General features: G+C 60.5%; 27 protein-coding genes and 1 pseudogene. 16 read left to right on the top strand and 12 right to left on the bottom strand.

Going from position 1 to position 25,536, the window contains the following annotated elements:
* Positions 1–12: 12 nt before the first annotated feature.
* The 3 genes from ITX55_RS03805 (at position 13) to ITX55_RS03795 (ending at position 3,341) form a co-directional block, all read left to right on the top strand.
* Positions 13–1,044 carry a LacI family DNA-binding transcriptional regulator gene (locus ITX55_RS03805; RefSeq protein WP_046898570.1) on the top strand — a complete coding sequence of 344 codons (1,032 nt, stop codon included), beginning with the start codon at positions 13–15 and terminating at the stop codon, positions 1,042–1,044.
* Between the two features lie 186 nt (positions 1,045–1,230).
* A complete protein-coding gene (locus ITX55_RS03800; protein ID WP_182073933.1) occupies positions 1,231–2,154 on the top strand; it encodes a TIM barrel protein in 924 nt (307 codons plus the stop codon).
* Positions 2,155–2,168: 14 nt separating this feature from the next.
* Positions 2,169–3,341, top strand: a complete 1,173-nt coding sequence (locus ITX55_RS03795; RefSeq protein WP_033652084.1) for a Gfo/Idh/MocA family protein — start codon at positions 2,169–2,171, stop codon at positions 3,339–3,341.
* Positions 3,342–3,354: 13 nt separating this feature from the next.
* On the opposite strand, the gene ITX55_RS03790 is transcribed toward ITX55_RS03795, so the two are convergent.
* Positions 3,355–3,705, bottom strand: a complete 351-nt coding sequence (locus tag ITX55_RS03790; RefSeq protein WP_016928050.1) for a GFA family protein — start codon at positions 3,703–3,705, stop codon at positions 3,355–3,357.
* A gap of 141 nt (positions 3,706–3,846) precedes the next feature.
* Between ITX55_RS03790 and ITX55_RS03785 the strand changes: the two genes are divergently transcribed.
* Both ITX55_RS03785 and ITX55_RS03780 read left to right on the top strand, forming a co-directional pair.
* Complete coding sequence (locus tag ITX55_RS03785; RefSeq protein WP_004941260.1) at positions 3,847–4,056, top strand: hypothetical protein; 210 nt, start codon at positions 3,847–3,849, stop codon at positions 4,054–4,056.
* 204 nt (positions 4,057–4,260) lie between these two features.
* Positions 4,261–4,905, top strand: coding sequence for a Qnr family pentapeptide repeat protein (locus tag ITX55_RS03780; RefSeq protein WP_033642796.1), 645 nt, complete (start codon positions 4,261–4,263; stop codon positions 4,903–4,905).
* 9 nt (positions 4,906–4,914) lie between these two features.
* On the opposite strand, the gene ITX55_RS03775 is transcribed toward ITX55_RS03780, so the two are convergent.
* Positions 4,915–5,295 carry a hypothetical protein gene (locus tag ITX55_RS03775; protein ID WP_223523961.1) on the bottom strand — a complete coding sequence of 127 codons (381 nt, stop codon included), beginning with the start codon at positions 5,293–5,295 and terminating at the stop codon, positions 4,915–4,917.
* 579 nt (positions 5,296–5,874) lie between these two features.
* Between ITX55_RS03775 and cspA the strand changes: the two genes are divergently transcribed.
* Both cspA and ITX55_RS03765 read left to right on the top strand, forming a co-directional pair.
* A complete protein-coding gene (cspA, locus tag ITX55_RS03770; RefSeq protein ID WP_004941268.1) occupies positions 5,875–6,087 on the top strand; it encodes an RNA chaperone/antiterminator CspA in 213 nt (70 codons plus the stop codon).
* Between the two features lie 114 nt (positions 6,088–6,201).
* Positions 6,202–6,280: pseudogene (locus ITX55_RS03765) on the top strand.
* A gap of 213 nt (positions 6,281–6,493) precedes the next feature.
* Here ITX55_RS03765 and ITX55_RS03760 read toward each other — a convergent pair.
* Positions 6,494–7,171 (bottom strand): isochorismatase family protein, encoded by a 678-nt coding sequence (locus tag ITX55_RS03760; RefSeq protein ID WP_016928046.1) that lies wholly within the window; start codon positions 7,169–7,171, stop codon positions 6,494–6,496.
* Positions 7,172–7,424: 253 nt separating this feature from the next.
* Between ITX55_RS03760 and ITX55_RS03755 the strand changes: the two genes are divergently transcribed.
* Together ITX55_RS03755 and ITX55_RS03750 are read left to right on the top strand one after the other, a co-directional pair.
* Complete coding sequence (locus ITX55_RS03755) at positions 7,425–7,853, top strand: universal stress protein (protein ID WP_072627746.1); 429 nt, start codon at positions 7,425–7,427, stop codon at positions 7,851–7,853.
* 312 nt (positions 7,854–8,165) lie between these two features.
* Complete coding sequence (locus ITX55_RS03750; RefSeq protein ID WP_033652086.1) at positions 8,166–8,921, top strand: SDR family NAD(P)-dependent oxidoreductase; 756 nt, start codon at positions 8,166–8,168, stop codon at positions 8,919–8,921.
* Positions 8,922–8,964: 43 nt separating this feature from the next.
* On the opposite strand, the gene ITX55_RS03745 is transcribed toward ITX55_RS03750, so the two are convergent.
* Genes ITX55_RS03745 through puuD form a run of 4 tightly spaced genes read right to left on the bottom strand, consistent with a single transcriptional unit; the run spans position 8,965 to position 13,084 of the window.
* Positions 8,965–10,245: an FAD-binding oxidoreductase gene (locus ITX55_RS03745; protein WP_016928043.1), complete on the bottom strand. Its 1,281-nt coding sequence runs from the start codon at positions 10,243–10,245 to the stop codon at positions 8,965–8,967.
* Positions 10,246–10,256: 11 nt separating this feature from the next.
* Positions 10,257–11,753 (bottom strand): aldehyde dehydrogenase PuuC, encoded by a 1,497-nt coding sequence (gene puuC, locus ITX55_RS03740; RefSeq protein WP_108680562.1) that lies wholly within the window; start codon positions 11,751–11,753, stop codon positions 10,257–10,259.
* Between the two features lie 15 nt (positions 11,754–11,768).
* Positions 11,769–12,326 carry an HTH-type transcriptional regulator PuuR gene (gene puuR, locus ITX55_RS03735; protein WP_033642801.1) on the bottom strand — a complete coding sequence of 186 codons (558 nt, stop codon included), beginning with the start codon at positions 12,324–12,326 and terminating at the stop codon, positions 11,769–11,771.
* Positions 12,323–13,084: a gamma-glutamyl-gamma-aminobutyrate hydrolase gene (gene puuD / locus ITX55_RS03730; protein WP_025302552.1), complete on the bottom strand. Its 762-nt coding sequence runs from the start codon at positions 13,082–13,084 to the stop codon at positions 12,323–12,325. Before puuD ends, puuR begins: the two co-directional genes overlap by 4 nt.
* A 219-nt stretch (positions 13,085–13,303) precedes the next feature.
* On the opposite strand from puuD, the gene ITX55_RS03725 reads away from it, so the two are divergent.
* The 5 genes from ITX55_RS03725 to ITX55_RS03705 all read left to right on the top strand — a co-directional run bounded on the left by ITX55_RS03725 (position 13,304) and on the right by ITX55_RS03705 (position 18,974).
* A complete protein-coding gene (locus ITX55_RS03725) occupies positions 13,304–14,722 on the top strand; it encodes a glutamine synthetase family protein (protein WP_015377637.1) in 1,419 nt (472 codons plus the stop codon).
* Positions 14,723–15,029: 307 nt separating this feature from the next.
* Positions 15,030–16,400, top strand: coding sequence for an APC family permease (locus ITX55_RS03720; protein WP_033642803.1), 1,371 nt, complete (start codon positions 15,030–15,032; stop codon positions 16,398–16,400).
* A 91-nt stretch (positions 16,401–16,491) separates the two neighbouring features.
* The gene (yddG, locus tag ITX55_RS03715; RefSeq protein WP_042784303.1) at positions 16,492–17,385 is read left to right on the top strand and encodes an aromatic amino acid DMT transporter YddG; all 894 of its coding nucleotides are present in this window, start codon (positions 16,492–16,494) and stop codon (positions 17,383–17,385) included.
* Positions 17,386–17,458: 73 nt separating this feature from the next.
* Positions 17,459–17,731 carry a hypothetical protein gene (locus ITX55_RS03710; RefSeq protein WP_004941292.1) on the top strand — a complete coding sequence of 91 codons (273 nt, stop codon included), beginning with the start codon at positions 17,459–17,461 and terminating at the stop codon, positions 17,729–17,731.
* A 370-nt stretch (positions 17,732–18,101) separates the two neighbouring features.
* Positions 18,102–18,974 carry a nucleoside-specific channel-forming protein Tsx gene (locus ITX55_RS03705; protein ID WP_223084863.1) on the top strand — a complete coding sequence of 291 codons (873 nt, stop codon included), beginning with the start codon at positions 18,102–18,104 and terminating at the stop codon, positions 18,972–18,974.
* 54 nt (positions 18,975–19,028) lie between these two features.
* On the opposite strand, the gene ITX55_RS03700 is transcribed toward ITX55_RS03705, so the two are convergent.
* The gene (locus ITX55_RS03700) at positions 19,029–19,208 is read right to left on the bottom strand and encodes a hypothetical protein (RefSeq protein WP_033642811.1); all 180 of its coding nucleotides are present in this window, start codon (positions 19,206–19,208) and stop codon (positions 19,029–19,031) included.
* Positions 19,209–19,650: 442 nt separating this feature from the next.
* Between ITX55_RS03700 and ITX55_RS03695 the strand changes: the two genes are divergently transcribed.
* Positions 19,651–20,157 (top strand): anti-virulence regulator CigR family protein, encoded by a 507-nt coding sequence (locus ITX55_RS03695; protein ID WP_108680566.1) that lies wholly within the window; start codon positions 19,651–19,653, stop codon positions 20,155–20,157.
* Between the two features lie 115 nt (positions 20,158–20,272).
* Entirely contained in the window at positions 20,273–20,803 is a 531-nt protein-coding gene (locus ITX55_RS03690) for a chorismate mutase (protein ID WP_042784307.1), read from the top strand.
* Positions 20,804–20,806: 3 nt separating this feature from the next.
* Here ITX55_RS03690 and ITX55_RS03685 read toward each other — a convergent pair whose 3' ends face one another.
* The 4 genes from ITX55_RS03685 to hutC form a co-directional block, all read right to left on the bottom strand.
* The gene (locus ITX55_RS03685; RefSeq protein ID WP_108680570.1) at positions 20,807–22,342 is read right to left on the bottom strand and encodes a serine hydrolase; all 1,536 of its coding nucleotides are present in this window, start codon (positions 22,340–22,342) and stop codon (positions 20,807–20,809) included.
* A 243-nt stretch (positions 22,343–22,585) separates the two neighbouring features.
* A complete protein-coding gene (gene hutG, locus ITX55_RS03680; RefSeq protein ID WP_108680572.1) occupies positions 22,586–23,389 on the bottom strand; it encodes an N-formylglutamate deformylase in 804 nt (267 codons plus the stop codon).
* Complete coding sequence (hutI, locus tag ITX55_RS03675; protein WP_108680574.1) at positions 23,386–24,609, bottom strand: imidazolonepropionase; 1,224 nt, start codon at positions 24,607–24,609, stop codon at positions 23,386–23,388. Before hutI ends, hutG begins: the two co-directional genes overlap by 4 nt.
* Before the next feature lie 156 nt (positions 24,610–24,765).
* A complete protein-coding gene (gene hutC / locus ITX55_RS03670) occupies positions 24,766–25,521 on the bottom strand; it encodes a histidine utilization repressor (RefSeq protein WP_033652097.1) in 756 nt (251 codons plus the stop codon).
* Positions 25,522–25,536: the final 15 nt, after the last annotated feature.

Below are 25,536 nucleotides of genomic sequence, written 5' to 3'. Positions count from 1 at the left end.
ATGGAGATGAACATGAGCGGCAAGAAAACCACCATGGCGGCCATCGCCAGAGAGGCGCGGGTCGGCATCGCCACCGTCGATCGGGTGATCAACCAACGCGCGTCGGTGCGGCCCGCCACCCAGCGCCGGGTGATTGAGGCGGCGAAAAAGTTGGGGTTCGCGTTGGAGAAGTCCCACTGCCTGTCGGCGGTGCTGGGCAGGCCGGAGCGCCGCCTGAGAATGGGGTTTATCCTGCTGCGGCGCGAACACTCTTTCTATGCGCAACTGGCTGATGAACTGATGGCGCAAGCGGCGCCGTATCATGAGCCGGGTCAGCCGCCGCAGTTCATCTTCCACTCTCTCAATGCCATCGGCGACACCGCCGCCGCCATTAGCCAATTGAGCCGCCAGGTGGAAGCGATCGGCGTGCTGGCGCTGGATCATCCCCTGATCCACTATGCCGTAGAAGAAGCCGCCCAGGCGGGCATCAACGTTTTCGCGCTGCTGTCGGATTTATCGGTGCCCAGCCGCGCCGGCTACATCGGTCTGGATAATCAAAAAGCGGGCCGCACCGCCGGCTGGGCGGTGGATCGTCTGTGCCGGCGTCAGGGCGACGTCGGCGTGATCATCGGCGACAACCGTTTTACTTGCCAGGAAGCCTGCGAGATCGGTTTTCGCTCCTACCTGCGTGAGCAGATGAGCGGCCAGCGAGTGCTGGAACCGGTGCGCAGCCTTGAGGACGCGGAAACGGCGCGCCGGGTCACGCGTGAACTGCTGGCGAACCACCCGGAACTGGCGGCGCTTTACGCGCCGAGCGGCGGTGTGGAGGGCATTATTCAGGCGTTGCGAGAGAGCGGCCGGCAGCGCGACATCACGCTGGTGTGCCACGGCCCGGTGCAGGGCGGTGAAATGGCGCTGCTCGACGGCACGGTGGATCTGCTGCTGTGCCACCGCATTCCCGAATTGGCCGCCACGATCGTCGAGACGTTACTCGCCGCCGATGAACAACCGGGATTACGCCACATCATTAATCGCTTCGATGTGATCACCAAAGAAAACCTCTGACGGCCGCTGAGTGGTGGTTGCCGAGGTCAGGGCGCAGCCAGGCGCCGCCTGGATTTGATTAAAAACTATCAAATAATTTATCAAAAATAGCGCGATCTCTATCAAAAAATAAAATTTTCATTATTGATGATTTTGGAATTTTTGTTTGATACTGCCGGCATTCCCCGCAAAAAAGGAGCCGTCGCCATGACTTTGCCTATCGCCAATGCGCCCTGCAGTTGGGGCGTGGATGATCCTAACAACCCCCATTTGCCGCCCTATGCCACGGTTCTGCAAGAAGCGTCGGCGGCCGGCTACCGCAGCATCGAGCTGGGGCCGTGGGGCTATCTGCCGACGCAGAGCGAGGCGCTGTGTGCCGCGCTGGAGCAGCATCGCCTGTCGCTGGTGGCCGGTACGATTTTTGACGATCTGGTCAGCGAGGCGAACATTGAGCGCCTGCTGGCCCTGACTCATCGGATATGCCGCAACCTCTCGCGGGCACCCAGGGCTGAGCCGACCGAGGGCGATCGCGCCGCGCCGCCGTTCTTGGTGATTATCGATTTCGGCAATCCGCAACGCGCCAGGTTCGCCGGGCGTTCAGATTTAGCGCCGCGTTTGTCGCCGCGGGAGTGGCAGAGGATGATTGGGCACATTACGCGCATCAGCGAACTGGCCTGGCGGGAATACGGCGTGCGGCCGGTGGTGCATCCGCACGCCGGCGGCTGTATCGAGTTCGCCGACGAAATCGACCGGTTGGCGGCGGACATTCCGCATCACACCGCCGGATTGTGCCTGGATACCGGCCATCTGTATTACGCCGGGCTGGACCCGGCTGCCTGGCTGAGCAAGCACTTTGAGCGTCTCGATTATCTGCACTTCAAAGACGTCGATCCGCAGGTGTTCCGCGAGGTGCTGGCGCGCGGCGTCGATTTCTTCACCGCCTGCGCCGAGGGCGTCATGTGCCCGTTGGGCAGCGGGGCGATCGATTATCCGCAGCTGCGCGCGCTGTTGGCCGAGCGCGGATACCGGGGCTGGATCACTATCGAGCAGGAGCGCGATCCGCGCAATGTGCAGGGCAGCCTGCAGGACGTCACCGCCAGCTTGCGCTACTTGCGCGGCCTCGGCTTTTAATCAGGAGAAACACGATGATCAACGGCAGCAAACCTTTGGCGAGATCGTTGCGCTGGGGCATGGTCGGCGGCGGCGGCACCAGCCAGATCGGTTACATCCACCGTTCGGCGGCCTTGCGCGACGGCGCGTTTACTCTGTTGGCCGGCGCGTTCGACATTGACGCCGAACGCGGGCGTGATTTTGGCCGGAGTCTGGGCGTGGCGGCGGAGCGCTGTTATGCGGATTATGCCGAGATGTTCCGCGCCGAAGCCGCGCGGGCGGACGGCATCGAAGCGGTCTCGATCGCCACGCCGAACAACACCCATTACGCCATTTGCCGGGCGGCGCTGGAGGCGGGATTGCACGTGGTATGCGAGAAGCCGCTGTGTTTCAGCGTCGAAGAGGCGCAGGCGCTGGCGGCGCTGTGCGAGCGGCAGCGCAAAGTCATCGGCGTGACCTACGGCTATGCCGGGCACCAGATGATTTTGCAGGCGCGGCAGATGATTGCCGATGGCCGGCTGGGGGAAATTCGGCTGGTGAATATGCAGTTCGCCCACGGCTTTCACGCCGCGCCGGTGGAGCAGGATAATCCCAGCACTCGCTGGCGGGTCGATCCGCGCTTTGTCGGCCCCAGCTATGTGCTGGGCGATCTGGCGACCCACACGCTGTTCCTGGCGGAAACCATGGCGCCGCAGCTGAAGATCCGGCGGCTGCTCTGCAGTCGACAAAGCTTTGTGCCGTCGCGCGCGCCGTTGGAGGACAACGCCTATGTGCTGATGGAGTATCACAACGGCGCCATCGGCTCCGTGTGGGCTTCGGCGGTCAACTGCGGTTCGATGCATGGCCAAAAGGTGCGCATTGTCGGTGAAAAGGCCAGCCTGGAGTGGTGGGATGAACAACCCAATCAGCTGCGCTTCGAAGTGCAGGGCGAGCCGGTGCGGATCCTGGAGCGCGGCATGCCGTATCTCGCCGCGTCGGCGCTGGCGGACGATCGCATCGGCGGCGGCCATGCGGAGGGGCTGTTTGAAGCCTGGTCGAATCTCTACCGCCGCTTCGCGCTGGCGATGGACGCCACCGATCGGCGCGACGCAGCCTTCCTGGCCGACTTCTGGTACCCGGACGTGCAGGCCGGCGCGCTGGGCGTGAAGTGGGTGGCGCGCTGCGTGCAATCCGCCGAAACCGACGCCGGCTGGGTCGCCTTCGACTGAGCGAGCGATTCGCTCAGACGCTGGCCCCGTCGTAGCTGTGGATCTGTAACGCATCCAGCGCGACGTCCGGCACGCAACGCAGGTTAACGGCGCACATCGCGGCGCCGTCTGGCGCGGTGCCGTAGGCGAAGGGCTGGGCTCCGCAGACTCGGCAGAACTGATGGCGGATCCTGTGGTGATTGAAAGTGTAGGTGCTGAGCTGGTCCTGACCGCTGTTGAGCGTGAAAGCGCTGATGGGGAAGAACGACAGCAGCAGCCCTTTGCGGCGGCAAATCGAACAGTTGCAGCTGAGGGCTTCGGTCGGCAGTTCGGCGTCCACGGTAAAGGTGACGGCGCCGCAGTGGCAGCTTCCCTGGAATGACATGGCGATGATCCTGTAACAGGGGAGAGTGTTTGCCCAGTATAGTGCAATTTATCGTCACTCGGCCGCGCCGGGCGCGGTTTCCTTAATAAATGCGCGGTTTTCTGGTAGGTTAAGGTTTAACGTCATCAAAAGGAGATCGCGATGTTAGAGCATTACTATCCGGCAAACATGGGCGCCGAACCGGTCACGGACGAACAGCACAAGCGGCTGGTGGCGGTGCAGGCGGCACTGGAGCTTATCAAGGCTACGCTGTCAGACACCAACGATGGCAACGGCGTGGATTTCCAGCTGAAGGCGGCGGAGAAGCACATCGGCCCGATGGCCGACGCTATTCAGGAAGCCCTGAAGTAACGGTTCGCCGTCACGTCAACCGCCCGTATCGGGCGGTTTTTTTTTGCGCCGATTACTGCGGTCTTTTACGACGCCAGCGGCTCAAGCCATCATCAGGTGCTCGTTCATATTCCGCTCTCGCGCCTTTGCTCGACGGCGGTTGCCAACCGTGCCGGAATAGGATTAAATGCTGCACTGACTGTATAAATAAACAGGGGTGTTGCAATGAGCCTGGCGCTGAAGGGTGAGAAGATCGCGCGTAACCGCTTTACCGGCGAAAAAATTGAAAACGGCAGCTTTATGCTGTGTGATTTTTCGGGCGCCGATCTGACCGGCACCGAATTTATCGGCTGTCAATTTTACGATCGCGAGAGCCGACAGGGCGGTAACTTCAGCCGCGCGATCCTGAAAGACGCGAGTTTTAGAAGCTGCGATTTATCGATGGCCGATTTCCGCCACGTTGACGCATTGGGGTTGGAGATCCGCGAATGTCGCGCGCAGGGAGCAGATTTTCGCGGCGCCAGCTTTATGAATATGATCACCAGCCGCACCTGGTTTTGCAGCGCCTATATCACCAAGAGCAACCTGAGCTACGCCAATTTTGCCAAAGTGGTGTTGGAGAAATGCGAGCTGTGGGAAAACCGTTGGCACGGCGCGCAGGTGCTCGGCGCCAGCTTCAGCGGCTCCGATCTGTCCGGCGGCGAATTCTCCGGTTTTGACTGGCGCGCCGCCGATGTCACCCAGTGCGATCTGAGCAACGCGGAACTGGGCGAGTTGGATTTGCGCACCACCGATCTGCAGGGCGTTAAAATGGACAGTCACCAGGCCGCTCAACTGCTGGAGCGGCTGGGGATCGCAATCATCGGCTGAAGGGGAGGGTTAGCGCGATGGTTGGGCAAATAAGCGATTGAACGCTTGATCCGCGTCCACGGGAATGCGGCGTTGCATTACCGGGATAGTGAAACGCGGATCGCGCACAAAGTGCCGAGCTTGCTCGTTGAGCGGCACGACGGCGATCGCCAGATTGTCGTTAGCCTGCATGACGCCTTCCTGCTCGAACAAGGCGAATACCGGCGCGTGGCGCGCGTTGCCCAATGAGCAAGCCGAAATCCAATAATCGCCGTCTTGGGCAAATTTGCACTGCGCCGCTTGCGGGCCAATCGCGCTGATTTGTTTGGCTATCAAGGCGTTCGCGTTTTCCACATAGCTTGGCGGTGCCGGCTGGCAGCCCGCCAAACTGAGCGTCAGCGCCGTCAGCATCAGTGTTCTTTTGCCCATCATAGCCATCCTTGAGGTCATTTCCTGTAAAGTAAAATAATTATCCTAACAACGATAATGCGCCAGTGTCGAGAACAGATTGATTTATTAAGCTTTTATTTCTCTTTCATGACGATTAAGCGGTTTTCTTCAGTGTTATAGCAGGGAGTAGTTTCGCGTGAAGGGAAGAGCAGAACGCGGAATCGGCGGCTGTTTGCGCGTTCATGATCGGCCCCGGCGCGGTGAGTCCAATCGTTCGTTATTTTTCACCCCGAACGCCGCGCCGAAAACCCTGAGCTGGCGGCAGATGCAGGCGGTGCTTTGCGGTAATAAATTTATGAGGCAGATGAATATAATTTAAAATATATCTTGCTTAAATAATTTAGCTGTGTGTAAATAGCGTCATCGGTTTGTAGTACAGACCTTATGAAAGCAGTTTTAGTAAAGCAGTTCTCAGTATTAGCGATATCCCTCAGATACCTCTTCTTCCGCGAATTCTCTTCTCTAGTGCCCCATAAGTTTCCAATAAAAACAGACCTCTATCGCCCTATGGCGTCGCAAAAATATAAAGGAAATATCTCTATGTCCAATAAAATGACTGGTTTGGTAAAATGGTTTGATGCAGGTAAAGGCTTTGGCTTTATCACCCCGGCAGACGGCGGCAAAGATGTGTTCGTACACTTCTCCGCTATCCAGAGCAACGATTTCAAAACGCTGGACGAAGGCCAACAGGTTGAGTTCACTATCGAAAATGGCATGAAGGGGCCTTCTGCCGGCAACGTGGTCGCGTTATAATTTTTGGCCGAGGTGCAATGTCTTACGACAGCGATGATGGTTTAAGCCGGAGCAGTTAAGCAATGAAATCCTCAGCCTGAATAAACTCCGGGTTCGCCCGGAGTCTTTCTCGATACGTCATTAGCTCAGCAGGAAGAGCGGCAGCGAAATTATTCGTTGGCGGACTGGGGTTCGATTCCTCGATGACGTTCCAATAATTAATGATTATTGGCAACAGAAAAACAGATTGCCGCAGAATTAATAACGCCGCGTTTCAGTCTATTTTTCTGTTGTGAAAAAGTCGCGCTTAGTCTGCGTAATGTTGGAGTGTGGGATGGACGCTTACGCCATAACATGACAGCCGGGAAAGTCACCGGCACACGATTAATAGCCCCGGCCTTGGCCGGGGTTTTTTATACCCGCGATCTTAACGTTGCGAGTCCAGCAGTTCGTTATTTTTCACCACGTCCTGCGCCTTGAGGTAGCTCTCGATCAGCAGCTGATAGGCCGGGAAGATTTTGGTGTAGACCTCGGCCCACTGCTGAGCGTCGGCGCGGTTCCAGCTGCCCTGCAGCTCGGAGGCGACGCCGGCGGTGTCGATCGGCACCACGCCCGCCTGTACCACGCGCGCCAGGGTAATTTCCTGCGCCATTTTCGAGTAGGTGCCGGAGGCGTCGATCACCGCGAAGACCTTATAGCCTTCGGCCACCGCGCTGATGGACGGAAAGGCCATGCAGACGCTGGTGATGGTGCCGGCGATGATCAGGGTTTTGCGGCCGGTGGCTTTGACCGCCGCCACGAAGTCCGGGTTGTCCCAGGCGTTGATTTCCCCTTTACGGGCGACGTATTGCGCGTGCGGCGCATTCTGGTGAATCTCCGGGATCAGCGGGCCGTTGGGGCCCTGCGGCACCGAGGCGGTGGTGATCACTGGCAGTTTGCTGAGGGTGGCGATGCTGGCGAGGGCGGCGGCGCGAGCGCGCAGTTCGGTCATCGGCATATCGGCGACGGTCTGAAACAGACCGCTCTGGTGGTCGATCAGGAGCATGACCGCGTCATTAGCATCAATAACAGGACGCTGGCCGTTGAAGTTGGCTGGAGTGCTCATGGTATTTTCCTTTTCTCGTCGTGAGGTCAGTGGGTATCTTCTTTGATTGATAAGGCTGAAACTCAGCACTTGCCTACAGTGTAGAGAGAGGAGATAAATCCGGTAGAGCCTAAAGCCGGGATGCATCGTTCCATTAATAGAACGACACTGCAGCAGGCGAGGGGGCCGGCGCTGGGCTAAACTTAAGGTGCATGAGAAACATGCGGCAAGGAACGCCATCCTGTTCATGGGTTTGACGCGGAGGGCCGCCGTCATGGCTTATCAGCATATCGTTGTCGCCACGGATCTCAGCGAAGACGCCGAGTTCCTGTTGGGCAAGGGCGCCAGGTTGGCCGCCGCGCTCCAGGCCAAACTTTCACTGATTTATATCGATATTCACCGCGCCGGTTATTATGTCGATCTGGGCGTGGGAGATTACAACTACACCGATCGCACGTTTTCGGAGCGGGTGAAGAATATGCTCAATGCGATCAAAGGGCAGTCTTCCTATCCGGTGGAAGAGGTGATCGTCAGCCGTGGCGCATTGACGGAAGAGCTGAATCGGGTGGCGAAGGAAAAAGGGTTCGATCTGGTGATCTTCGGCCATCACCACGATGTCTGGAGCCGGTTGCTCTCTTCGACGCGTCAGGCGATCAATGAGTTGAACGTCGATCTGCTGGTGATCCCCATCGAGAAAAAATAGTCGCGGCGCCGGCGGGTGGCTGCTTTTTTCATTCGCATCGCTTATCTCTGAGCGGCCATAACCGTCTATCCGCAATAATCCCGCTTGCTGACAATCCGCCAGGAAAATAGTGACTGGCCGCAATTTTATTATTTCCATCAATATGTTGGCCAAAATCCGATAAAGATTAACCCAGCGCATTGAAATGACTCACATACCTCCTTTTGGTTAATAAACCGCACGTTTTGACTGGCTCTCAGGGAGCCTGCGTCTTATCCTCGGGCAATGAGATTTGTATGACTTATATAAATGCGTTTACATGGAGGAGGTCTCATGCGTTTTGACAATAAAGTCGTGGTTATCACCGGTGCGGGCAATGGCATGGGGGAAGCGGCGGCGCGGCGTTTCTCCGCCGAGGGCGCCATTGTGGTGCTGGCCGACTGGGCCAAGGAAGCGGTAGACAAGGTTGCCGCTTCGCTGCCGAAGGGCCGTGCGATGGCGGTGCATATCGACGTTTCCGATCACGTGGCGGTTGAAAAAATGATGAACGAGGTGGCGGAAAAAATGGGCCGCATCGACGTCCTGCTGAACAACGCCGGCGTACACGTGGCGGGCAGCGTGCTGGAAACCAGCATTGACGACTGGCGTCGCATCGCCGGGGTCGATATCGACGGCGTGGTGTTCTGTTCCAAATTCGCCTTGCCGCACTTGCTGAAAACCAAAGGCTGCATCGTCAATACCGCATCGGTGTCTGGCCTGGGCGGTGACTGGGGCGCGGCCTATTACTGCGCGGCGAAAGGCGCGGTGGTTAACCTGACGCGCGCCATGGCGCTGGATCACGGCGGTGACGGCGTGCGCATCAACTCGGTCTGCCCGAGCCTGGTCAAAACCAACATGACCAACGGCTGGCCGCAGGAGATCCGCGACAAGTTCAATGAGCGCATCGCGCTGGGGCGTGCGGCGGAGCCGGAAGAAGTGGCGGCGGTGATGGCGTTTCTGGCCAGCGACGACGCCAGCTTTATCAATGGCGCCAACATTCCGGTCGATGGCGGGGCGACCGCCTCGGACGGCCAACCGAAGATCGTCTAAGCGTTAATGCGCAGGCCCGGCCATTATGACTGGGCCTGTTGTTTTAGACGCCGATGCGATCGCGCAGCGTGTAGTAGGCCGCGCCGATGGCGGTGAACGGGATCTGCAGATTGCGTCCGCCGAAGAACGGCAGGTGCGGCAGCTTGGCGAAGGCGTCGAAGCGTTCGGCGTCGCCGCGCATCAGCTCGGCGATCAGCTTGCCCGCCAGATGGGTGCAGGTTACGCCGTGGCCGCTGTATCCCTGCATGTAGTACACGTTATTCTCCAGCCGGCCGAACTGCGGCATGCGCGACAGCGTCAGCAGGAAGTTGCCGGTCCAGCGATAGTCGATACGCACCCCTTTCAACTGCGGGAAGGTCTTCAGTAGCTTCGGCCGGATCAGGTTATCGATGTCGTCCGGATCGCGCGCGCCGTACACCACGCCGCCGCCGTACAGCAGACGATGATCGGCGGTGATGCGGTAGTAATCCAGCAGGTAGTTGCAGTCCTCCACGCAGTAATTCTGCGGGATCAGCGCCTGCGCTATCTCCGGCGCCAGCGGTTCGGTGGTCACCACCTGGGTACCGCACGGCATGCTGCGCTTGGCCAGCCGCGGCTCCAGCTTATCGCCCAGATAGGCGTTGCCGGCGACGATGACGAAGCGCGCCTTCACCTGGCCATTGGCGGTGCTGATGAGCGCCGGTTCGCCGTGGCGAATGTTCGTCACCGCCGATTGCTCGAAGATGCGCCCGCCCTGCAGGCGAATCGCCTCGGCCTCGCCCAGCGCCAGATTGAGCGGATGGATGTGGCCGCCGCTGTGATCGAGCAGCGCGCCGACGTAACGATCGCTGGCGATCTCCTGGCGCACCCGGTCCGCGTCGAGCAGTTCAAGCTGGGTATTGCCGTAGCGCTCCCAGTTGCGTTTTTGCTCGATCAGCGCATGGAACTGCTTGTTGTTCAGGGCGGCGAAGATGCCGCCGGGGCGGTAGTCGCAGTCGATGGCGTAGCGGCTGATGCGGCTGCGAATGATCTCCGCGCCTTCGAACATCATGCTGCCGAGCAGGCGGGCGCTTTCCGCGCCGTAACGCTCTTCAATCACATCAATGTCGCGGCTGTAAGAGTTGACCAACTGGCCGCCGTTGCGGCCGCTGGCGCCGAAACCGATGCGCGCCGCTTCCAACACCACCACGTCGTAACCGGCTTCCACCAGGAACAGCGCGGAGGAGAGGCCGGTATAGCCGCCGCCGATCACGCAGACGTCGCACTCGATCGATTCATTCAGTTGCGGATAGGGCTGATGTGCGTTGGCCGTGGCCGCATAATAGCTTTTTACGTGTTCAGTCATGATGTAAGCCCTTATTCCAGCGAGATCCAGGTGGTTTTCAATTCGGTGAATTTGTCCAGCGCATGCAGCGATTTGTCGCGGCCGTTGCCGCTTTGCTTGTAACCGCCGAACGGCACGGTCATGTCGCCGTCGTTGTAGTTGTTGACGAACACCGTACCGGCCTTCAGTTGGCGCGCCATGCGGTGCGCGCGCGCCAGATCGCGGGTCCAGACCGCGGCACCGAGGCCGTAGTCGCTGTCGTTGGCCAGCTGCAGCGCCTGTTGCTCGTCGTCGAACGCCGTCACCGCCAGCACCGGGCCGAAGATTTCATCGCGCGCCACGCTCATGGCATTGTCCACCTGGGTGAGGATGGTCGGCCCCAGATAGCCGGCGTGGTCGCCCTGCGGATGGTCGCGCCCGTCGAGGAACAGCGCGGCGCCCTGGCTCAGCCCCCGATCGATATAGCCGGCCACTTTCTCGCAGTGGCCGCTGTCGATCAGCGTGCCCATCACCGTGTCGGGATCGAGCGGATCGCCGGGCACGAAGGCCGCCGCGTGTTTGCGCAGCGCCTGCAGGAACGCTTGCTCAATGCTCGCTTCGACCAAAAGGCGAGTGCCGGCGATGCACACCTGCCCCTGATTGTAGAAGATGCCGGCGGCGGCGCTGCGGGCGGCCTGATCCAGATCCGGGCAGTCGGCGAAGACGATGTTGGCGCTTTTGCCGCCGGCCTCCAGCCAGACGCGTTTCATGTTCGATTCGCCGGCGTAAATCATCAGCTGTTTCGCCACCAGCGTAGAGCCGGTAAAGGTGAGGGCGTCGACGTCGCGGTGCAGCGCCAGCGCCTTGCCGGCGTCGTGGCCGTAGCCGGGCACCACGTTCAGCACGCCGTCCGGCAGCCCGGCCTGTTGCGCCAGTTTGCCGAGCAGGATGGCGCTCAGCGGCGACTTTTCGGAGGGTTTGAGCACCACGCTGTTGCCGGCGGCCAGCGCCGGGCCGAGCTTCCAGCAGGCCAGCAGCAACGGGAAGTTCCAGGGCACGATGGCGCCGACCACGCCGATCGGCTCGCGTTCGATCAGCGCCAGCGCGTCGCGACCGGTAGGGGCGATTTCGCCGTACACCTTATCGATCGCTTCGGCGTACCAGCGGATGCAGCGGATAGCGCCCGGCACGTCGTCGCGCAGGCTGTGACGAATCGGTTTGCCGGTGTCCAGCGTTTCCAGCAGCGCCAGCTCTTCGTGATGCTGTTCCATCAGCTCGGCGAAGCGCAGCAGCGTGGCTTTGCGCTGCGCCGGCGCGGCCTGGGCCCAGTCGCCGCGTTCAAAGGCGGCGCGCGCCGCGCTGACCGCCCGATCGATGTCGGCGGCTTCGCCGCGCGCGACCTGCGCCAGCTCACGGCGACCGGCGGGATCTTCGACGGCGAAACGTTTCCCCGCGGCGGCCGGCTGGTAGCGGCCGTCGATAAACAGCTGGTGCTCAATCTTCAGGGCCTGCGCCCGTTGTTGCCAATACTGCAAATGGTGAAAGTTCATGCCTGGCTCCGTTGATCAGAATGTCGTCGGCGTATGGGCGCTGATAATCCGGCAAATGCGCGCCGACGTGTTGCTGAAACTGTGGGGAATGCCGGTATTGATGGCGTAGCTCTGCCCAGCCTGCAGGTGATAGCTCTGGCCGTTGACCTGCAGCACCACTTCGCCTTCCAGCAGCGTGCCGATCTCTTCCCCTTGGTGTTTGATGCGCTCGCCGGTGGTGGTGCCCGGTTCGTAGGTCTCGATCATCATTGCCAGCGTGCGATTCGGATCGCCGTTATGGATCAGCTTCATCGATACGCCCTGGCTGCCGATCTCGATCAGGTCGTCGCTGTCTATCACGATCTGCGGCTCAGCCGGTTTTTCCGGTTCGGCGAAAAACGCCGACAGCGACAGACCGTATACCGTCAGCAGCTTTTGCAGCGTGCTGATGGCCGGGCTGACCTTGTCTTGCTCGATAGTACTGATGGCGCTGTGGGTTAACCCAGACAGTTCGGCGACCCGGCGCTGCGACAACCCCAATTGTTGACGGATCTGCGACAGACGTTTTCCCGGTGCCAAGCTGACGTCGCTCATGGGCGTTTTTCCTTTTGATAGTTCCGACAGGCGGTAATGAAACCATCAAACAACAGGCGCGACAGGGCGTACTCGTCGCTGTTCCACTCCGGGTGCCACTGCACGCCGAGCGCGAAAGGCTGATCGCGTACGCTGATCGCCTCCACCAGCCCGTCGGCGGCGTGCGCCTCGATGCGAACGCTCGCGCCCAGGGTTTTGGCGCCCTGGCCGTGCAGCGAGTTCACCCAGAATCTGTTGCAATCCGGTATCAGTTGCGAAAGCAGCCCCCCTTCCTGAACGATGACCTCGTGGGCGGGGGCGTATTGCTGTTCCAGCGGCAGGTCGTGATCTTCACGATGCTCCAGCAGCTCGGGCAGTTCGTACAAGCGGCGATGCAGGGTGCCTTGAGTGGCGACCACCATTTCCTGCATGCCGCGGCAAATGGCGAAAAGGGGAATGCGCCTGTCGAATGCCTGGCGGATCAGCGCCAGGCTCAACGCGTCTCGGCCAGGATCGGCGTCAGGCTCATCGCCGTTTTCACCATAAAGGTGCGGCTGCACATTACTGGGGCTGCCGGGCAACAGAATGCCGTCGAGGCGCGGCAACAGTTCCGCCAGCATCTCAGGCTCCGCCAGCGCATGCGGCAGGGCGATCGGTAAACCGCCGGCGGTGATAACGGCATTCAGGTACTTTTCTTGCAAGGTCTGCGTAAGGTGCCCGTTTAACCTATACCTGCACATGACGACGCCGATGACTGGTCTGTTAAATATATTGTCCATGCTATCCCCTTGGTACGTTCGAAATTATGAACGATAAGCTTCTCCACCGCCGATTTCGTTCAATATTCTATAAATCTAGCAGTCGATTGGCCAATATTCAAACCAAAAGTAACACTTGCAAAACAAATTTGTTTCATCTACGTTTCAATTGTGGGCATTATATTGAACAAGACGGTCAATAAACATCGACGACAGCAAAACACAAACGGCGGGTGAACCATGCAGACCAACATCGTAGAAGTGGAAAACTTTGTTCAGCACAGTGAAGAGAGACGAAGTAGCGCGTTCCAGCGCGAAGTGAAGAAGTACCTGGAACGTTATCCGTTAACCCAACATGTCGACGTCCTGTTGACCGATCTGAACGGCAGCTTCCGCGGCAAACGCATCCCGGTCGGCGGTCTGAATAAGCTGGAGAAAGGCTGTTACTTCCCGGCGTCGGTATTTGCGATGGATATTCTCGGCAACGTGGTGGAAGAAGCCGGGTTGGGGCAGGAGCTGGGCGAGCCGGATCACGTGTGCGTGCCGGTACCGGGCACGCTGACGCCGTCGGCGGCGGATCCGCAATATATCGCGCAGGTGCTGCTCACCATGTTGGATGAAGATGGCACTCCCTTTGACGTTGAACCGCGCAATGTGCTGAACCGAGTGTGGCAGCGTTTGCGTCAGCGCGGGCTCTCCCCCGTGGTAGCGGTAGAGTTGGAGTTCTATCTCATCGATCGTCAACGCGATGCGGAGGGGTATCTGCAGCCGCCGTGCGCACCGGGGACCCAGGAGCGCAACACCCAAAGCCAGGTGTACTCCGTCGATAACCTGAATCATTTCGCCGACGTGCTGAGCGAGATCGACGAACTGGCGCGCTTGCAGGGCATTCCGGCGGACGGCGCGGTGGCGGAGGCGTCGCCGGGGCAGTTCGAGGTCAACCTGCACCATACCGATGATGTGCTGCAGGCCTGCGACCATGCGCTGGCGCTGAAGCGCTTGGTGCGCATGGTGGCCGAGAACCACAATATGCAGGCGACCTTTATGGCCAAGCCGTATGAAGAGCACGCCGGCAGCGGCATGCACGTGCACATCAGCATGCTGAATGCGCAAGGCGACAACGTGTTCGCCGATGACGACGGCGAAGATTCGGCGCTGCTGAAACAGGCGCTGGCGGGCATGATCGCCCTGATGCCGTCCTCGATGGCGCTGCTGGCGCCGAACGTCAACGCCTACCGCCGCTTCCAGCCCGGCATGTATGTGCCGACCCAGGCCTCCTGGGGGCATAACAACCGCACCGTGGCGCTGCGCATTCCCTGCGGCGATCGCGATAACCACCGGGTGGAGTATCGCGTGGCGGGCGCCGACGCCAACCCGTATCTGGTGATGGCGACCATTCTGGCCGGCATCGTCTACGGCCTGGAAACCGCATTGCCGCTGCCTGAGCCGGTGACCGGCAACGGGCTGGAGCAGGACGGGCTGCCGTTCCCGATCCGCCAGAGCGACGCGCTGTACGAGTTCGAACATCAGCCGGTGCTCAACGCATTGTTGGGCGAACGCTTCAGCCACGTCTATCTGGCCTGCAAAACCGATGAGCTGGTGCAGTTCGAGCGCCTGATCACCGAAACCGAGATCGAGTGGATGCTGAAAAACGCCTGATCCCGCTCACCCTGCGACTACCGCGCGCGTCCGGCGCATTTCATCGGCTCTCCTGTGGCCGGCGAGGCTGCGCGTTGCGGTACTGCATTTCTTCTATCACGCGTACAGGACGCCGACGAGGAAATAACCATGACTCAGTCATCTCCCTGCGCAGACGTTTGCCTGTGCCGCAGTGCCGACGGGCCGGTCGCCGGCCGCCCGACAGCGATCCCAACCCGTTTTTCCCGCCGCCTGAGCAGCAGTTTCCCCGCGGCCTCTCTGAATGACGTTGCACGGTTGACAGCAGAGGACCAAAAGGGGAAATGCCATGACGACTAAAGCCATCGACGGCGGCCAGGCGGGCAAACCGCAGCTGCGCAAATCCCTCAAGCTGTGGCAGGTGGTGATGATGGGCCTGGCCTATCTGACGCCGATGACGGTGTTTGACACCTTCGGCATCGTCTCCGGCCTCACCGACGGCCATGTGCCGACCTCCTACCTGCTGGCGCTGGCCGGCGTGCTGTTCACCGCCATCAGCTACGGCAAACTGGTGCGCCAGTTTCCCACCGCAGGGTCCGCCTACACTTATGCGCAGAAGGCGATCAATCCGCACGTCGGTTTCCTGGTGGGATGGTCGTCGCTGCTGGACTATCTGTTCTTGCCGATGATCAACACGCTGCTGGCCAAGATCTACCTGACCGCGCTGTTCCCGGAGGTGCCGCCCTGGGTGTGGGTGGTGGGTTTCGTGATTCTGATCACCGCCATCAACCTGAAAAGCGTCAATCTGGTGGCCAATTTCAATACCCTGTTCGTACTGGCGCAGGTGGCGATCATTTTGGTGTTCATCTATCTGGTGGTGCGCGGCCTGCACAACGGCGAGGGGATGGGCACGGTGTGGAGCCTGCGGCCGTTCCTCAGCGAGAATGCGCATTTGCTGCCGATCATTACCGGCGCGACTATCCTGTGCTTCTCGTTCCTCGGCTTTGACGCAGTCACCACGCTGTGTGAAGAGACGCCCGACGCCGCCAAGGTGATCCCGCGCGCCATCTTCCTGACCGCGCTGTACGGCGGGGTGATCTTTATCAGCGTGTCGTTCTTCATTCAGCTGTTTTTCCCGTCCATTCAACGCTTTCACCAGCCCGATGCCGCGCTGCCGGAGATTGCGCTGTACGTCGGCGGCAAACTGTTCCAGTCGATCTTCCTGTGCGTGACATTTATCAATACGCTGGCCTCCGGCCTGGCGTCGCACGCCAGCGTGTCGCGCTTGCTGTACGTGATGGGGCGCGACAACGTGTTCCCGGAGAAATTCTTCGGCTATATCCATCCCAAATGGCGCACGCCGGCGCTGAACGTGCTGATGGTTGGGCTGGTGGCGTTGTCGGCGCTGTCGTTCGATCTGGTGACCGCCACGGCGCTGATCAACTTTGGCGCGCTGGTGGCCTTTACCTTCGTTAACCTGTCGGTGATCAGCCACTTCTTTATTCGCGAAGGGCGCAACAAAAGCTGGAAGGATCGTTTCAACTTCCTGTTCCTGCCGTTGGTGGGGGCGCTGACGGTGGGCGTGCTGTGGCTGAATCTGGAGAAGAGCTCGCTGACCATGGGATTGATCTGGGCGACGCTGGGCTTCGGCTACTTGGCCTGGCTGACCCGGCGTTTTCGCCAACCGCCGCCGCAGCTGGAGCGGCAACCGCAGCAATAAATTCACAGGCGGGAGTTTCCCGCCTTTCTTTTTGGCGCGTGCGGCAGTAGAGTGAAAAACCTGATAAAAAATAACCTATTGGACCTGCCTTATGCCCGCTTTGCCCTCGCGTACCCGCGCCACGCTGTTCGGTTTGTTGGCCATCGTGCTGTGGAGCAGCGTCGTTGGCCTGATCAGAAGCGTCAGCGAAGGGCTGGGGCCTGTCGGCGGCGCGGCGATGATCTACAGCGTCAGCGCGGCGTTCTTGCTGGTGGCGCTCGGTGTGCCGAAATGGCGCAGCTTTCCGCGGCCTTACCTGATCGTCGGCAGCCTGCTGTTTGTCAGCTACGAGATCTGCCTGTCGCTGTCGCTCGGTTACGCCAATACCCGCCTGCAGGCGATAGAAGTGGGCATGATCAACTACCTGTGGCCCTGTTTCACCGTGCTGATGGCGCTGGCGCTCAACGGCCAAAAGGCGAAATGGTGGCTGCTGCCGGGGCTGCTGCTGTCGCTGTTCGGCATCGGCTGGATCATGAGCGGCGAGGGCGGCTGGTCACCGGCGCAGATGCTGGCCAACGTGCGCAGCAATCCGCTCAGCTATACGCTGGCGTTCAGCGGCGCGGTGATCTGGGCGCTGTATTGCAACCTGACCAAGAAGATCGCCCAGGGCAGCAACGGCGTGGTGCTGTTTATCGCGCTGACCGCGCTGGCGCTGTGGCTGAAGTACGCCTTCAGCGCGGAAAGCGGCATGCAGTTCAGCGTCGGCGTGACCGTGACGCTGCTGTGCGCCGGGGTGGCGATGGGGGCGGGGTATGCCGCCTGGAACGTCGGCATTCTGCACGGCAACATGACGCTGCTGGCGACCGTCTCCTATTTTACCCCGGTGCTGTCGGCGGTGTTCGCCGCGCTGGTGCTGCACACCTCGCTGACCGTCAATTTCTGGCAGGGCGTGGCGATGGTTACCCTGGGTTCGCTGATCTGTTGGCGGGCAACTCGCGGAAATTAACGGAAATTATCCGCCATCGCCGCAATGTTGAACTAGAATTTAACTAGCCATGTTGCCTGAAGGAACGACGACAATGAGAAGTGACATTCAATTTATTCAGCAGCCTGAAATCGACGTGCATCATTATGAGCGCGGCGATACCGTGCGCCTGACCACGGCGAATTTGCGGCATGAATATCAGCTCGATGTTTATATTTTGCGCCGCGACGACAAGCTGATTTACGGTTCGGTCGTCGCGGCGGCGCCCAAAACCGATATTCCGGTCGCCAGCTGGGAGGTCAAAAACGGTGAAGAGGTGGCGTTCCGCCAGGAAAACATCGCCAAAGCGGTGCCGGCGGTAAACTGATTTCACGTTCCGCACTTTCTCCTGATGCTGACGAAGGCCGACGCTCGCGCGTCGGCTTTTTCTTTTCCACCTCGTGATGACGCCCTGATGTCATTTGGCTTAAAAACTGCGCTAAAAAACGCGACACATGACAAAAATCACAGCGAATGTGAATTTGCATGAAACATAATTTGACAAATGTGAACGCAATCGATTACCTATTCGCGAAATGCGTAACTGGATCACAGATTCTTACAGTCAGTGGTTTCTATAATGCGCGCGTCATCCGAGTTTCTGTGTGAAGACAACGCCAGGTGTCGGCAGACTCATTGTCATCTTTTCTAAACGGGCAGGAAATGGCCCTTTAAGCATGTGGTAATAAAATGAAAAAATAGCTCTCGCAGCAGGTGTACTGCTCGCAGCGTCTTACAGTGCATCATCAATGGCTGATAGCAAAGACAGTCAATATGTCTCCGACTGGTGGCACCAGAGCGTTAACGTGGTGGGCAGCTACCACACCCGTTTCGGGCCGCAACTGAATAACGACGTGTATCTCGAATACGAAGCCTTCGCCAAGAAAGACTGGTTCGATTTCTACGGCTACGTTGACGTGCCAAAGTTCTTCGGCGTGGGCAACACCCCGGACCGCGGCATCTGGGACAAAGGCTCCCCGCTGTTTATGGAGATTGAACCGCGCTTCTCCATCGACAAGCTGACCGGCACCGATCTGAGCTTCGGTCCGTTCAAAGAGTGGTACTTCGCCAACAACTACATCTATGACCTGGGCCACAACGCCGACGGCCGTCAGAACACCTGGTACATGGGCCTGGGTACCGATATCGACACCGGCCTGCCGATGAGCCTGTCGATGAACATCTATGCCAAATACCAGTGGGAAAACTACCAGGCCGCCAACGAGAACAGCTGGGACGGTTACCGCTTCAAGGTGAAATACTTTGTGCCGCTGACCCAGGTGTGGGGCGGCAATCTGAGCTACATCGGCTTCACCAACTTCGACTTCGGTTCCGATCTGGGCAAGGACAGCCACTGGGTTGACGGCACCGGCAAACAGGTGCGCACCGGCAACTCGATCGCCTCTAGTCATATTTTGGCGCTGAACTACGATCACTGGCATTATTCTTTCGTGGCGCGTTACTTCCATAACGGCGGCCAGTGGCAGGATGGCGCGGAGATCGGCACGCCGCAGGGCCCGATCAAGTCTACCGGTTGGGGTTACTACCTGGTGGTCGGCTATAACTTCTGATTTTCCGTGTTATCAGAAACAGAAAACCCCGCCTGGCGGGGTTTTTTTTCGTCATCACTGGGCTTGTTCTACCGGGAGATGCCTCACCGGCATAAACAGCCTGCCTTTGATCACGTGACATTCATTATTTATCCAACTAATGATTTGTTCACGGCTGACGCCTTCCGACTGCGCGTAACGATGAAGATCGCCGTTAAAGTGCCGAGTGATGTATTCCATGAGGGTCATTTGCACGTCTTTTGCTCCTGAACGCCCACCCGTTGCCAGCCTGGCCACCGCGGGAGGTTAAGGTTTCTCAGACAGCGAATGTAAATTATCGGCAACGAAATCTCAACATAAAGCACCAAATAGGGGCGACGCCGGTGGGAAAAAGAATCCCGCACGGAAAGGCGGGAAGTGTTCGATATTATCATTCTGGATGATAAGAATAAGATTTGAGGTGCGACGAAAAAGAGCACGCTAACTCTTTTTTGTTACCGTCCCACGCTAGCGGAAGGCTTATTTTTCTTCAAGAAAAATCGGGGGTAGATTTCGGAATTCTCGAGGCGTTTTGCGTTAAAACAAGAGAGTGGCGCGAATGCCGTAAAACCGCACTGTCATCTCGGAGTTTTCCTTATACTTTGCCCGGAAAAGGCCAACTATAGTAAACAGAGTCCCCCACGCAGGAATACACAACATGAACAAACGTCGTACGACTCTCACGGTGTTGGCACTGATTGCATCGCTGGGGTTGTCATCCGCCCCGGCCATGGCCGACAAAGGCGGCAATGGTAACGGCAACGGGCATGGCAACAGCGGCAATCACGGCAACAACGGTAACCACGGCAACAACGGCAATCACGGCAATCACGGCAATCACGGCAACAAAGATAAAGGCGACTATAGAGACTATAGAAACGACGATAATCTGGTTTCCGTCAGCCTCTCGCGCGACCGCGCCCGTTCGCTGGCGCACACCTACGGGCTGACCGGCTACCGCTCGTTGCCGCCGGGCATCGCCAAGAATCTGGCGCGCGGCAAACCGCTGCCGCCGGGCATCGCCAAAAAAATGGTGCCGTCTTCGATGCTGCGTGAACTGCCGCAGTATCCGGGTTATGAATGGCGCATTGCCGGCGACGATCTGGTGCTGGTCGCGCTCAGCACCGCGATTGTGGCTTCCGTCATCAACGGCGTGTTCGACTAACGCCGGTTGGATCTCATCGGGCCTCGCTGCGGCGGGGCCTTTTTTATTTGCCGGCGCGGGGCTGACGTGGTGAACTTGGCGCCTGACCTTTTCACTGCATCATAAGGGAGGCGCCATGTTCAGGGCGTTATTGATAGCGTGTTGCCTGACCAGTTTTCCGGCGTTGGCGGACGGCGGCGCCGCTATCGGCGAGCTGGTGAACCAACGGCTGTCGTTGATGAAAGACGTGGCCGGTTACAAGGCGCAGCAGCATTTGCCGATCGAAGATCTGGCGCAGGAGGCGAAGGTGTTGGCCAACGCGCAGGCGGAAGCGGGGCGTTTGGGGCTGGAGCCGGCGTCGGTACGGCCTTTTATCACCGCGCAGATGAACGCCGCCAAGGCGATTCAGTACCGCTATCGCGCCGACTGGTTGGCGAGCCCGGAAAGCGATTGGCAGCCGCGCCCGCTGGCGCAGGTGCGGGTGCAGATCGGGCAATTGAGCAGCCGGATACTGCAGCGTTTGGCGGCGCGGCTGCGCGCCGGCCCGCTTGACGCGGCGGATCGGGCGGCGTTTATGGCGTCCGTGGAACAGGTGAATCTCAGCGCCGCCGACAAGCGGCGGCTGGCGGATGCGCTGCTGGCGGTCAAAGCCGACAGCGCGCGCTGATCGTCAGTCGCGGCCGACGGTGCTGCGGCGGAAGGTCAGCATCCGGCTGCGGTTGGCGATGAGATCCACGTTGTAACCGCGGAAATAGAGGCAAAAGCGTTTCAACCACGGGCCGTCCTGGCACTCCACCAGCATGCGTCCCTGGCCCAGCGGGCTGAGCGTGCCGGTCTGCGCCGCCGGGCCGACGCCGATATGCACCCGATTGCCGCGAATTTCAAAGGCGGTGCGATAGTGCGGGTGGTACCACAGCCCCTGCACATGCTTCAGGCAGTCGCCGTTGGCCGTGACCGGCAGGAAACGGCGCGCCACGTGTCCAACCTCGCCCTCTACCGTTTCGCCGGTCCACTTCAGCCTGATGGGCATATGAGCGGATAGCGACACCGCGTACCCGTCCTCTCCTTGATACAGCGGTTCATCGCTGCCCAGATAGGCCAGGTTACCGTTTTTGACTTCCAGCCAGTGCGGCTCCGCCAGCGTGGCGTAGAGGCCGTCGGGGATCGCCGCGCTGCGCTGCGGCAGCGGTTCGCCCAGCAGCGTCGCCATCACCTGCAAGGCCATGCCGAAACTGTCGCAATCTTCGCGGTTGGCCACCAGCGCGACGCCGGCCTGACGGTCGGGCGCCAGCAGGAAATAGGTTTTGTAACCGGCATGGGAGCCGCCGTGGCCCAGCAGGCTGCGGCGGCCCAGCGGCGTGCGCGCCAGCCCCAGGCCATAGGCGCTGAGTTGGCCCTGATTGAGGCGGCGCGGCGCGCTGAGTTGCGCCAGCACGCCCTGGCCGGGGCCTTGGTCCGCCAACAGCGTTTGCAGCCAGCGGGTGAGGGCGTTGAGGCTGCCGGTCAGGCTGCCGGAGGCGGAAAGGTGCAGGCCGGCGCTGGCGTGTTGCCAGCCCTGCGGCGCCCGCCAGTAACCCGGCACCAACCCCGGCACTACGTCGAACCAGCTTTCCGGCGCTCGCATCTGCACCTGCAGCGGCTGGGCGATATGCCGTTGCACCAACTGGTCGAAATCATACCCTTTGCTGCGCAGCGCGGCCTCCAGCAGCCGATAGCCGGTATTGCTGTAGGCGATCTCGCTGCCGGCCTCATAGTTCAACCTTTCCAGCCCCTCGACAAACTGCATCACCGGCTGCGCCTCGCTTACGGCGTGCAGCGAGATGCCGAGCAGGCCGAGCGTCTCGCGCACGTCAGGCAGGCCGCCGGTCATGTCCAGCGCCTGGCCGACGGTGACGTCCGCCAGCGCAGGCTGCAGGGCGGGGAGCAGTTCACCCAGGCGTTGTTCCAGCCGAACGGCGCGATCGGTGGCGTTCAGCGCCAGCGCGGCGAAGATATGCTTGGTCACTGAGGCGTAGCGCACCACGCTGTCGGCGGTGAAGGGGGTGTTCTGCGCCAGATCGGCCAGGCCGGCGCAGGCGGTGGCGCGGAGTTGTTCGGCGTCAAACAGGGTGATGGCGCCGCCGGGTTCGCCACGCCGTTGCCAGCCGGCCAGCAGTTGTTCGGCGACGGCGCCGGCAGCGCGCCAGTTTAACGGTGTTACAGACATAGGGCCTCCAGAGAGATATTCGAAACGGGCCAGTTGGCCACAGGCCGCCCGGTGCTGACGATGAACACGGGCTTTTGGGCTGATTGTGGCGCAGTGCGTTTTTCGTCGGCCGCTGTTTTGTGCGCTGTTTGGACCAGTTAGCGGGGAATCACGCGAAACTTTGATATAGCGCGCAGATTTCTGCTGGCGTTGCGGTTAAAGGCAGGAGAAAAACAGGCGCCCGGCGGCGCCTGTAAAGGGGGATCAGTTCAGCCTGGCGGCACCGTCCAACAGGCTTTCAACCATCTGCTTGAGCAGGCGCTGCAGCGAGGCGGCGCGCTGCGGTTCGAACGCGAAAGGATACTGTTCGGACATGTAGTTGACCTGCGCCAGCTCGAGCTGGATCGCATGCTGTTGCTGCTGCGGTTGACCGTAGGCGCGGGTGATGTAACCGCCCTTGAAGCGGCCGTTCAGCACGTGGGTGTACTGCTGTTGCTGCTCGCAGCAGGCGACCAGCCGATCGCTCAGCGCCTGGGCGCAGCTTTCGCCGCCGTTGGTGCCGAGGTTGAGATCCGGCAGTTTGCCGTCGAACAGCCGCGGGATCACCGAGGCGATGGAGTGCGCGTCGAACAGCAACGCATAGCCGTGCCGCGCTTTGAGGCGCGCCAGCTCGTTCTGCAGCTGCTGATGATAAGGTTGCCAAATCTGCTGCAGATAGCCGGCGCGTTCTGTGTCCGTCGGCGCTTTGCCCGGCAGGAAGCTAGGGCGGCCGTCGAACAGCACGTCGGGATACAGACCGGTGGTGGCGGTGGTGTACAGCGGTTTGTCATCCGCCGGGCGGTTCAGATCGATGACGAAGCGCGAATAGTTGCCGACCAGCACGCTGGCGCCCATCGCCCGGGCGAAGTCGTACAGCTGCGGAATGTGCCAGTCGGTATCGGGCAGCGGGCGGGCGTCGTCGGTCAGCCCGGCCTCGACCGCCGGCGTCAGTTGCGTGCCGGCGTGCGGGATGCTGATCAGCAGAGGCAGGCTGCCGGTCTGGAAGCTAAAAGGATCGCGAATGGTCATTGACGTACTTCTCCTCGGAAAATCACCGTACAGGGCAGCTGGCCGCCCAACCAATAAGCCAGTTCCGCCGGCCGCGACAGCGGCCAGTGAACGAAGTCCGCCACCTTGCCGGTTTCCAGCGTGCCGTGGCTGTGTTGCAACCCCAACGCTGTGGCGGCGTGGGTCGTGACGCCCGCCAGCGCTTCTTCCGGCGTCAGGCGGAACAGCGTGCAGGCCATGTTGATCATCAGGCGCAGCGACAGCGCCGGCGACGTGCCGGGATTGGCGTCGCTGGCGAGCGCCATCGCCACGTTGTGTTTGCGGAACAGCTCTACCGGCGGGCATTGGGTTTCACGCAGCAGGTAGTAGGCGCCCGGCAGCAGCACCGCCACGGTGCCGGCGTCGCCCATGGCGCGGGCATCTTGCTCGGTGGCGTATTCGAGATGGTCGGCGGAGAGCGCGTGATGGCGCGCCGCCAGCGTGCTGCCGCCGAGGGCGGAGAGCTGTTCGGCGTGCAGTTTGACCGGCAAACCGGCGGCTTCGGCGGCGGCGAAGACTCGCTCCACCTGCGCCGGTGAGAACGCCAGATGTTCGCAGAAGGCGTCAACCGCATCCGCCAGGCCGGCGGCGGCGGCCTGCGGGATGATGGTATCGCAGACCAGATTGATGTAATCGTCGGCGCGGTTGGCGTATTCCGGCGGCAGCGCATGGGCCGCCAGACAGGTGGTTTTCACCTCGACCGGCAGCAGCTCGCCCAGTTTGCGCGCCACCCGCAGCATTTTCAGCTCGCTTTCCGGGCTGAGACCGTAGCCGGATTTGATTTCCACGCAGGTGACGCCTTCCGCCAGCAGCGGACGCAGGCGGAACAGCGCCTGTTCCAGCAGCAGCGCTTCGTCGGCTTCGCGGGTGGCTTTCACGGTGGAGATGATGCCGCCGCCCTGAGCGGCGATGTCGGCATAGCTCACGCCGTTCAGCCGCTGTTCGAATTCGCCGCTGCGGTTGCCGCCGAACACCAGGTGCGTGTGGCAGTCAACAAAGCCGGGGGTGATGATGCCGCCGTCGAATTTCACCGTTTCGTCCGCGATCAGGCCGGGCGGCAACGCCGCATGTTCGCCAATCCAGACGATCTTGCCGTCGCGTACGGCGATCGCGCCGTCGGTCAGGGTGTGATATTTGCCGTCGCGCATGGTGACTATATCGGCGCCGTGCCACAGGCTGTCACAGTGAATCTCAGACGTCATTGCTTTCCTCCGTCGGAGCCGCAGCTCCCACATGGTTGTATATACAATTAAAAACAACCTAACGCATTCATCGGGATGTCACAAGAGGCGGGAGAGATTTTGTTATCAGGATGTGATCGACCGCGGAGATGCGGGCGCAGGGGCGCCCGCCGGGGATCAGACTTCGCTGGTGAAGCGGCCGAACAGCTGGTAACGGCTGCCGGGGTACAGCAGCCGGGCCGAGGTCACCACGGTTTTGCCGGACCAGGTGCGGCGGTGGATCAGCAGGCCAGGTTCGTGGTCCTCCAGCTGCAGCAGCTCGCGTTCGCGCCGGGTCGGGATCACCGCTTCGACGATGTGTTCGCCGGCGGTCAGCGGCGCGGCCTGCGTCAGATAGGTGTAGGGCGTGACGCGGTCGAAATCCTGCTTCAGGTAATCCGGCGCCACCAGCGGATTGACGCAGCGGTCTTCCACCTGCACCGGCACGTCGTTTTCGTAATGCACGATCTGCGAATAGAACAGCCGTTGGCCGGGCTGAATGCCGAGCGCCGCCGCCTCTTCCTCGCTGGCCGGGCGGGCCTTCAGCTCGAGGATTTTGCTGCTGTGGCGATGACCGCGCGCGGCGATCTCATCGGCGATGTTGTGCACTTCCAGCAGCGCGGTGTGCGCCTTGGCTTCGGCGACGAAGGTGCCGACGCCTTGCATGCGGATCAGAAAACCTTCGCTGGTCAGCTCGCGCAGCGCGCGGTTGATGGTCATGCGGCTGACGCCCAGTTCCGCCACCAGTTCACTTTCGGAGGGCACGCGCTGGTGCGGTTGCCAGTGCCCCGCACGGATTTGATTCACGATCGCCTGTTTGACCCGTTGGTAGATCGGGGCGGGGGCATCGCTCATTGCAGCCGCCAGTTGTAACACGGTCTGTTGTTCAGCCACGACGTTAACCTCGTC

This window comes from Serratia sp. EWG9 (genome assembly GCF_019913725.1).
Taxonomy (GTDB): domain Bacteria; phylum Pseudomonadota; class Gammaproteobacteria; order Enterobacterales; family Enterobacteriaceae; genus Serratia; species Serratia ureilytica.
This window is presented reverse-complemented; position numbering and strand designations above follow the sequence as displayed.

What these genes read in the sequence shown, in the direction of transcription:
- ITX55_RS03805 (WP_046898570.1), top strand. Translation starts at nt 13, where the DNA reads ATGAGCGGCAAGAAAACCACCATGGCGGCCATCGCCAGAGAGGCGCGG.
- ITX55_RS03800 (WP_182073933.1), top strand. Translation starts at nt 1,231, where the DNA reads ATGACTTTGCCTATCGCCAATGCGCCCTGCAGTTGGGGCGTGGATGAT.
- ITX55_RS03795 (WP_033652084.1), top strand. Translation starts at nt 2,169, where the DNA reads ATGATCAACGGCAGCAAACCTTTGGCGAGATCGTTGCGCTGGGGCATG.
- ITX55_RS03790 (WP_016928050.1), bottom strand. Translation starts at nt 3,705, where the DNA reads ATGTCATTCCAGGGAAGCTGCCACTGCGGCGCCGTCACCTTTACCGTG.
- ITX55_RS03785 (WP_004941260.1), top strand. Translation starts at nt 3,847, where the DNA reads ATGTTAGAGCATTACTATCCGGCAAACATGGGCGCCGAACCGGTCACG.
- ITX55_RS03780 (WP_033642796.1), top strand. Translation starts at nt 4,261, where the DNA reads ATGAGCCTGGCGCTGAAGGGTGAGAAGATCGCGCGTAACCGCTTTACC.
- ITX55_RS03775 (WP_223523961.1), bottom strand. Translation starts at nt 5,295, where the DNA reads ATGCTGACGGCGCTGACGCTCAGTTTGGCGGGCTGCCAGCCGGCACCG.
- cspA (WP_004941268.1), top strand. Translation starts at nt 5,875, where the DNA reads ATGTCCAATAAAATGACTGGTTTGGTAAAATGGTTTGATGCAGGTAAA.
- ITX55_RS03760 (WP_016928046.1), bottom strand. Translation starts at nt 7,171, where the DNA reads ATGAGCACTCCAGCCAACTTCAACGGCCAGCGTCCTGTTATTGATGCT.
- ITX55_RS03755 (WP_072627746.1), top strand. Translation starts at nt 7,425, where the DNA reads ATGGCTTATCAGCATATCGTTGTCGCCACGGATCTCAGCGAAGACGCC.
- ITX55_RS03750 (WP_033652086.1), top strand. Translation starts at nt 8,166, where the DNA reads ATGCGTTTTGACAATAAAGTCGTGGTTATCACCGGTGCGGGCAATGGC.
- ITX55_RS03745 (WP_016928043.1), bottom strand. Translation starts at nt 10,245, where the DNA reads ATGACTGAACACGTAAAAAGCTATTATGCGGCCACGGCCAACGCACAT.
- puuC (WP_108680562.1), bottom strand. Translation starts at nt 11,753, where the DNA reads ATGAACTTTCACCATTTGCAGTATTGGCAACAACGGGCGCAGGCCCTG.
- puuR (WP_033642801.1), bottom strand. Translation starts at nt 12,326, where the DNA reads ATGAGCGACGTCAGCTTGGCACCGGGAAAACGTCTGTCGCAGATCCGT.
- puuD (WP_025302552.1), bottom strand. Translation starts at nt 13,084, where the DNA reads ATGGACAATATATTTAACAGACCAGTCATCGGCGTCGTCATGTGCAGG.
- ITX55_RS03725 (WP_015377637.1), top strand. Translation starts at nt 13,304, where the DNA reads ATGCAGACCAACATCGTAGAAGTGGAAAACTTTGTTCAGCACAGTGAA.
- ITX55_RS03720 (WP_033642803.1), top strand. Translation starts at nt 15,030, where the DNA reads ATGACGACTAAAGCCATCGACGGCGGCCAGGCGGGCAAACCGCAGCTG.
- yddG (WP_042784303.1), top strand. Translation starts at nt 16,492, where the DNA reads ATGCCCGCTTTGCCCTCGCGTACCCGCGCCACGCTGTTCGGTTTGTTG.
- ITX55_RS03710 (WP_004941292.1), top strand. Translation starts at nt 17,459, where the DNA reads ATGAGAAGTGACATTCAATTTATTCAGCAGCCTGAAATCGACGTGCAT.
- ITX55_RS03695 (WP_108680566.1), top strand. Translation starts at nt 19,651, where the DNA reads ATGAACAAACGTCGTACGACTCTCACGGTGTTGGCACTGATTGCATCG.
- ITX55_RS03690 (WP_042784307.1), top strand. Translation starts at nt 20,273, where the DNA reads ATGTTCAGGGCGTTATTGATAGCGTGTTGCCTGACCAGTTTTCCGGCG.
- ITX55_RS03685 (WP_108680570.1), bottom strand. Translation starts at nt 22,342, where the DNA reads ATGTCTGTAACACCGTTAAACTGGCGCGCTGCCGGCGCCGTCGCCGAA.
- hutG (WP_108680572.1), bottom strand. Translation starts at nt 23,389, where the DNA reads ATGACCATTCGCGATCCTTTTAGCTTCCAGACCGGCAGCCTGCCTCTG.
- hutI (WP_108680574.1), bottom strand. Translation starts at nt 24,609, where the DNA reads ATGACGTCTGAGATTCACTGTGACAGCCTGTGGCACGGCGCCGATATA.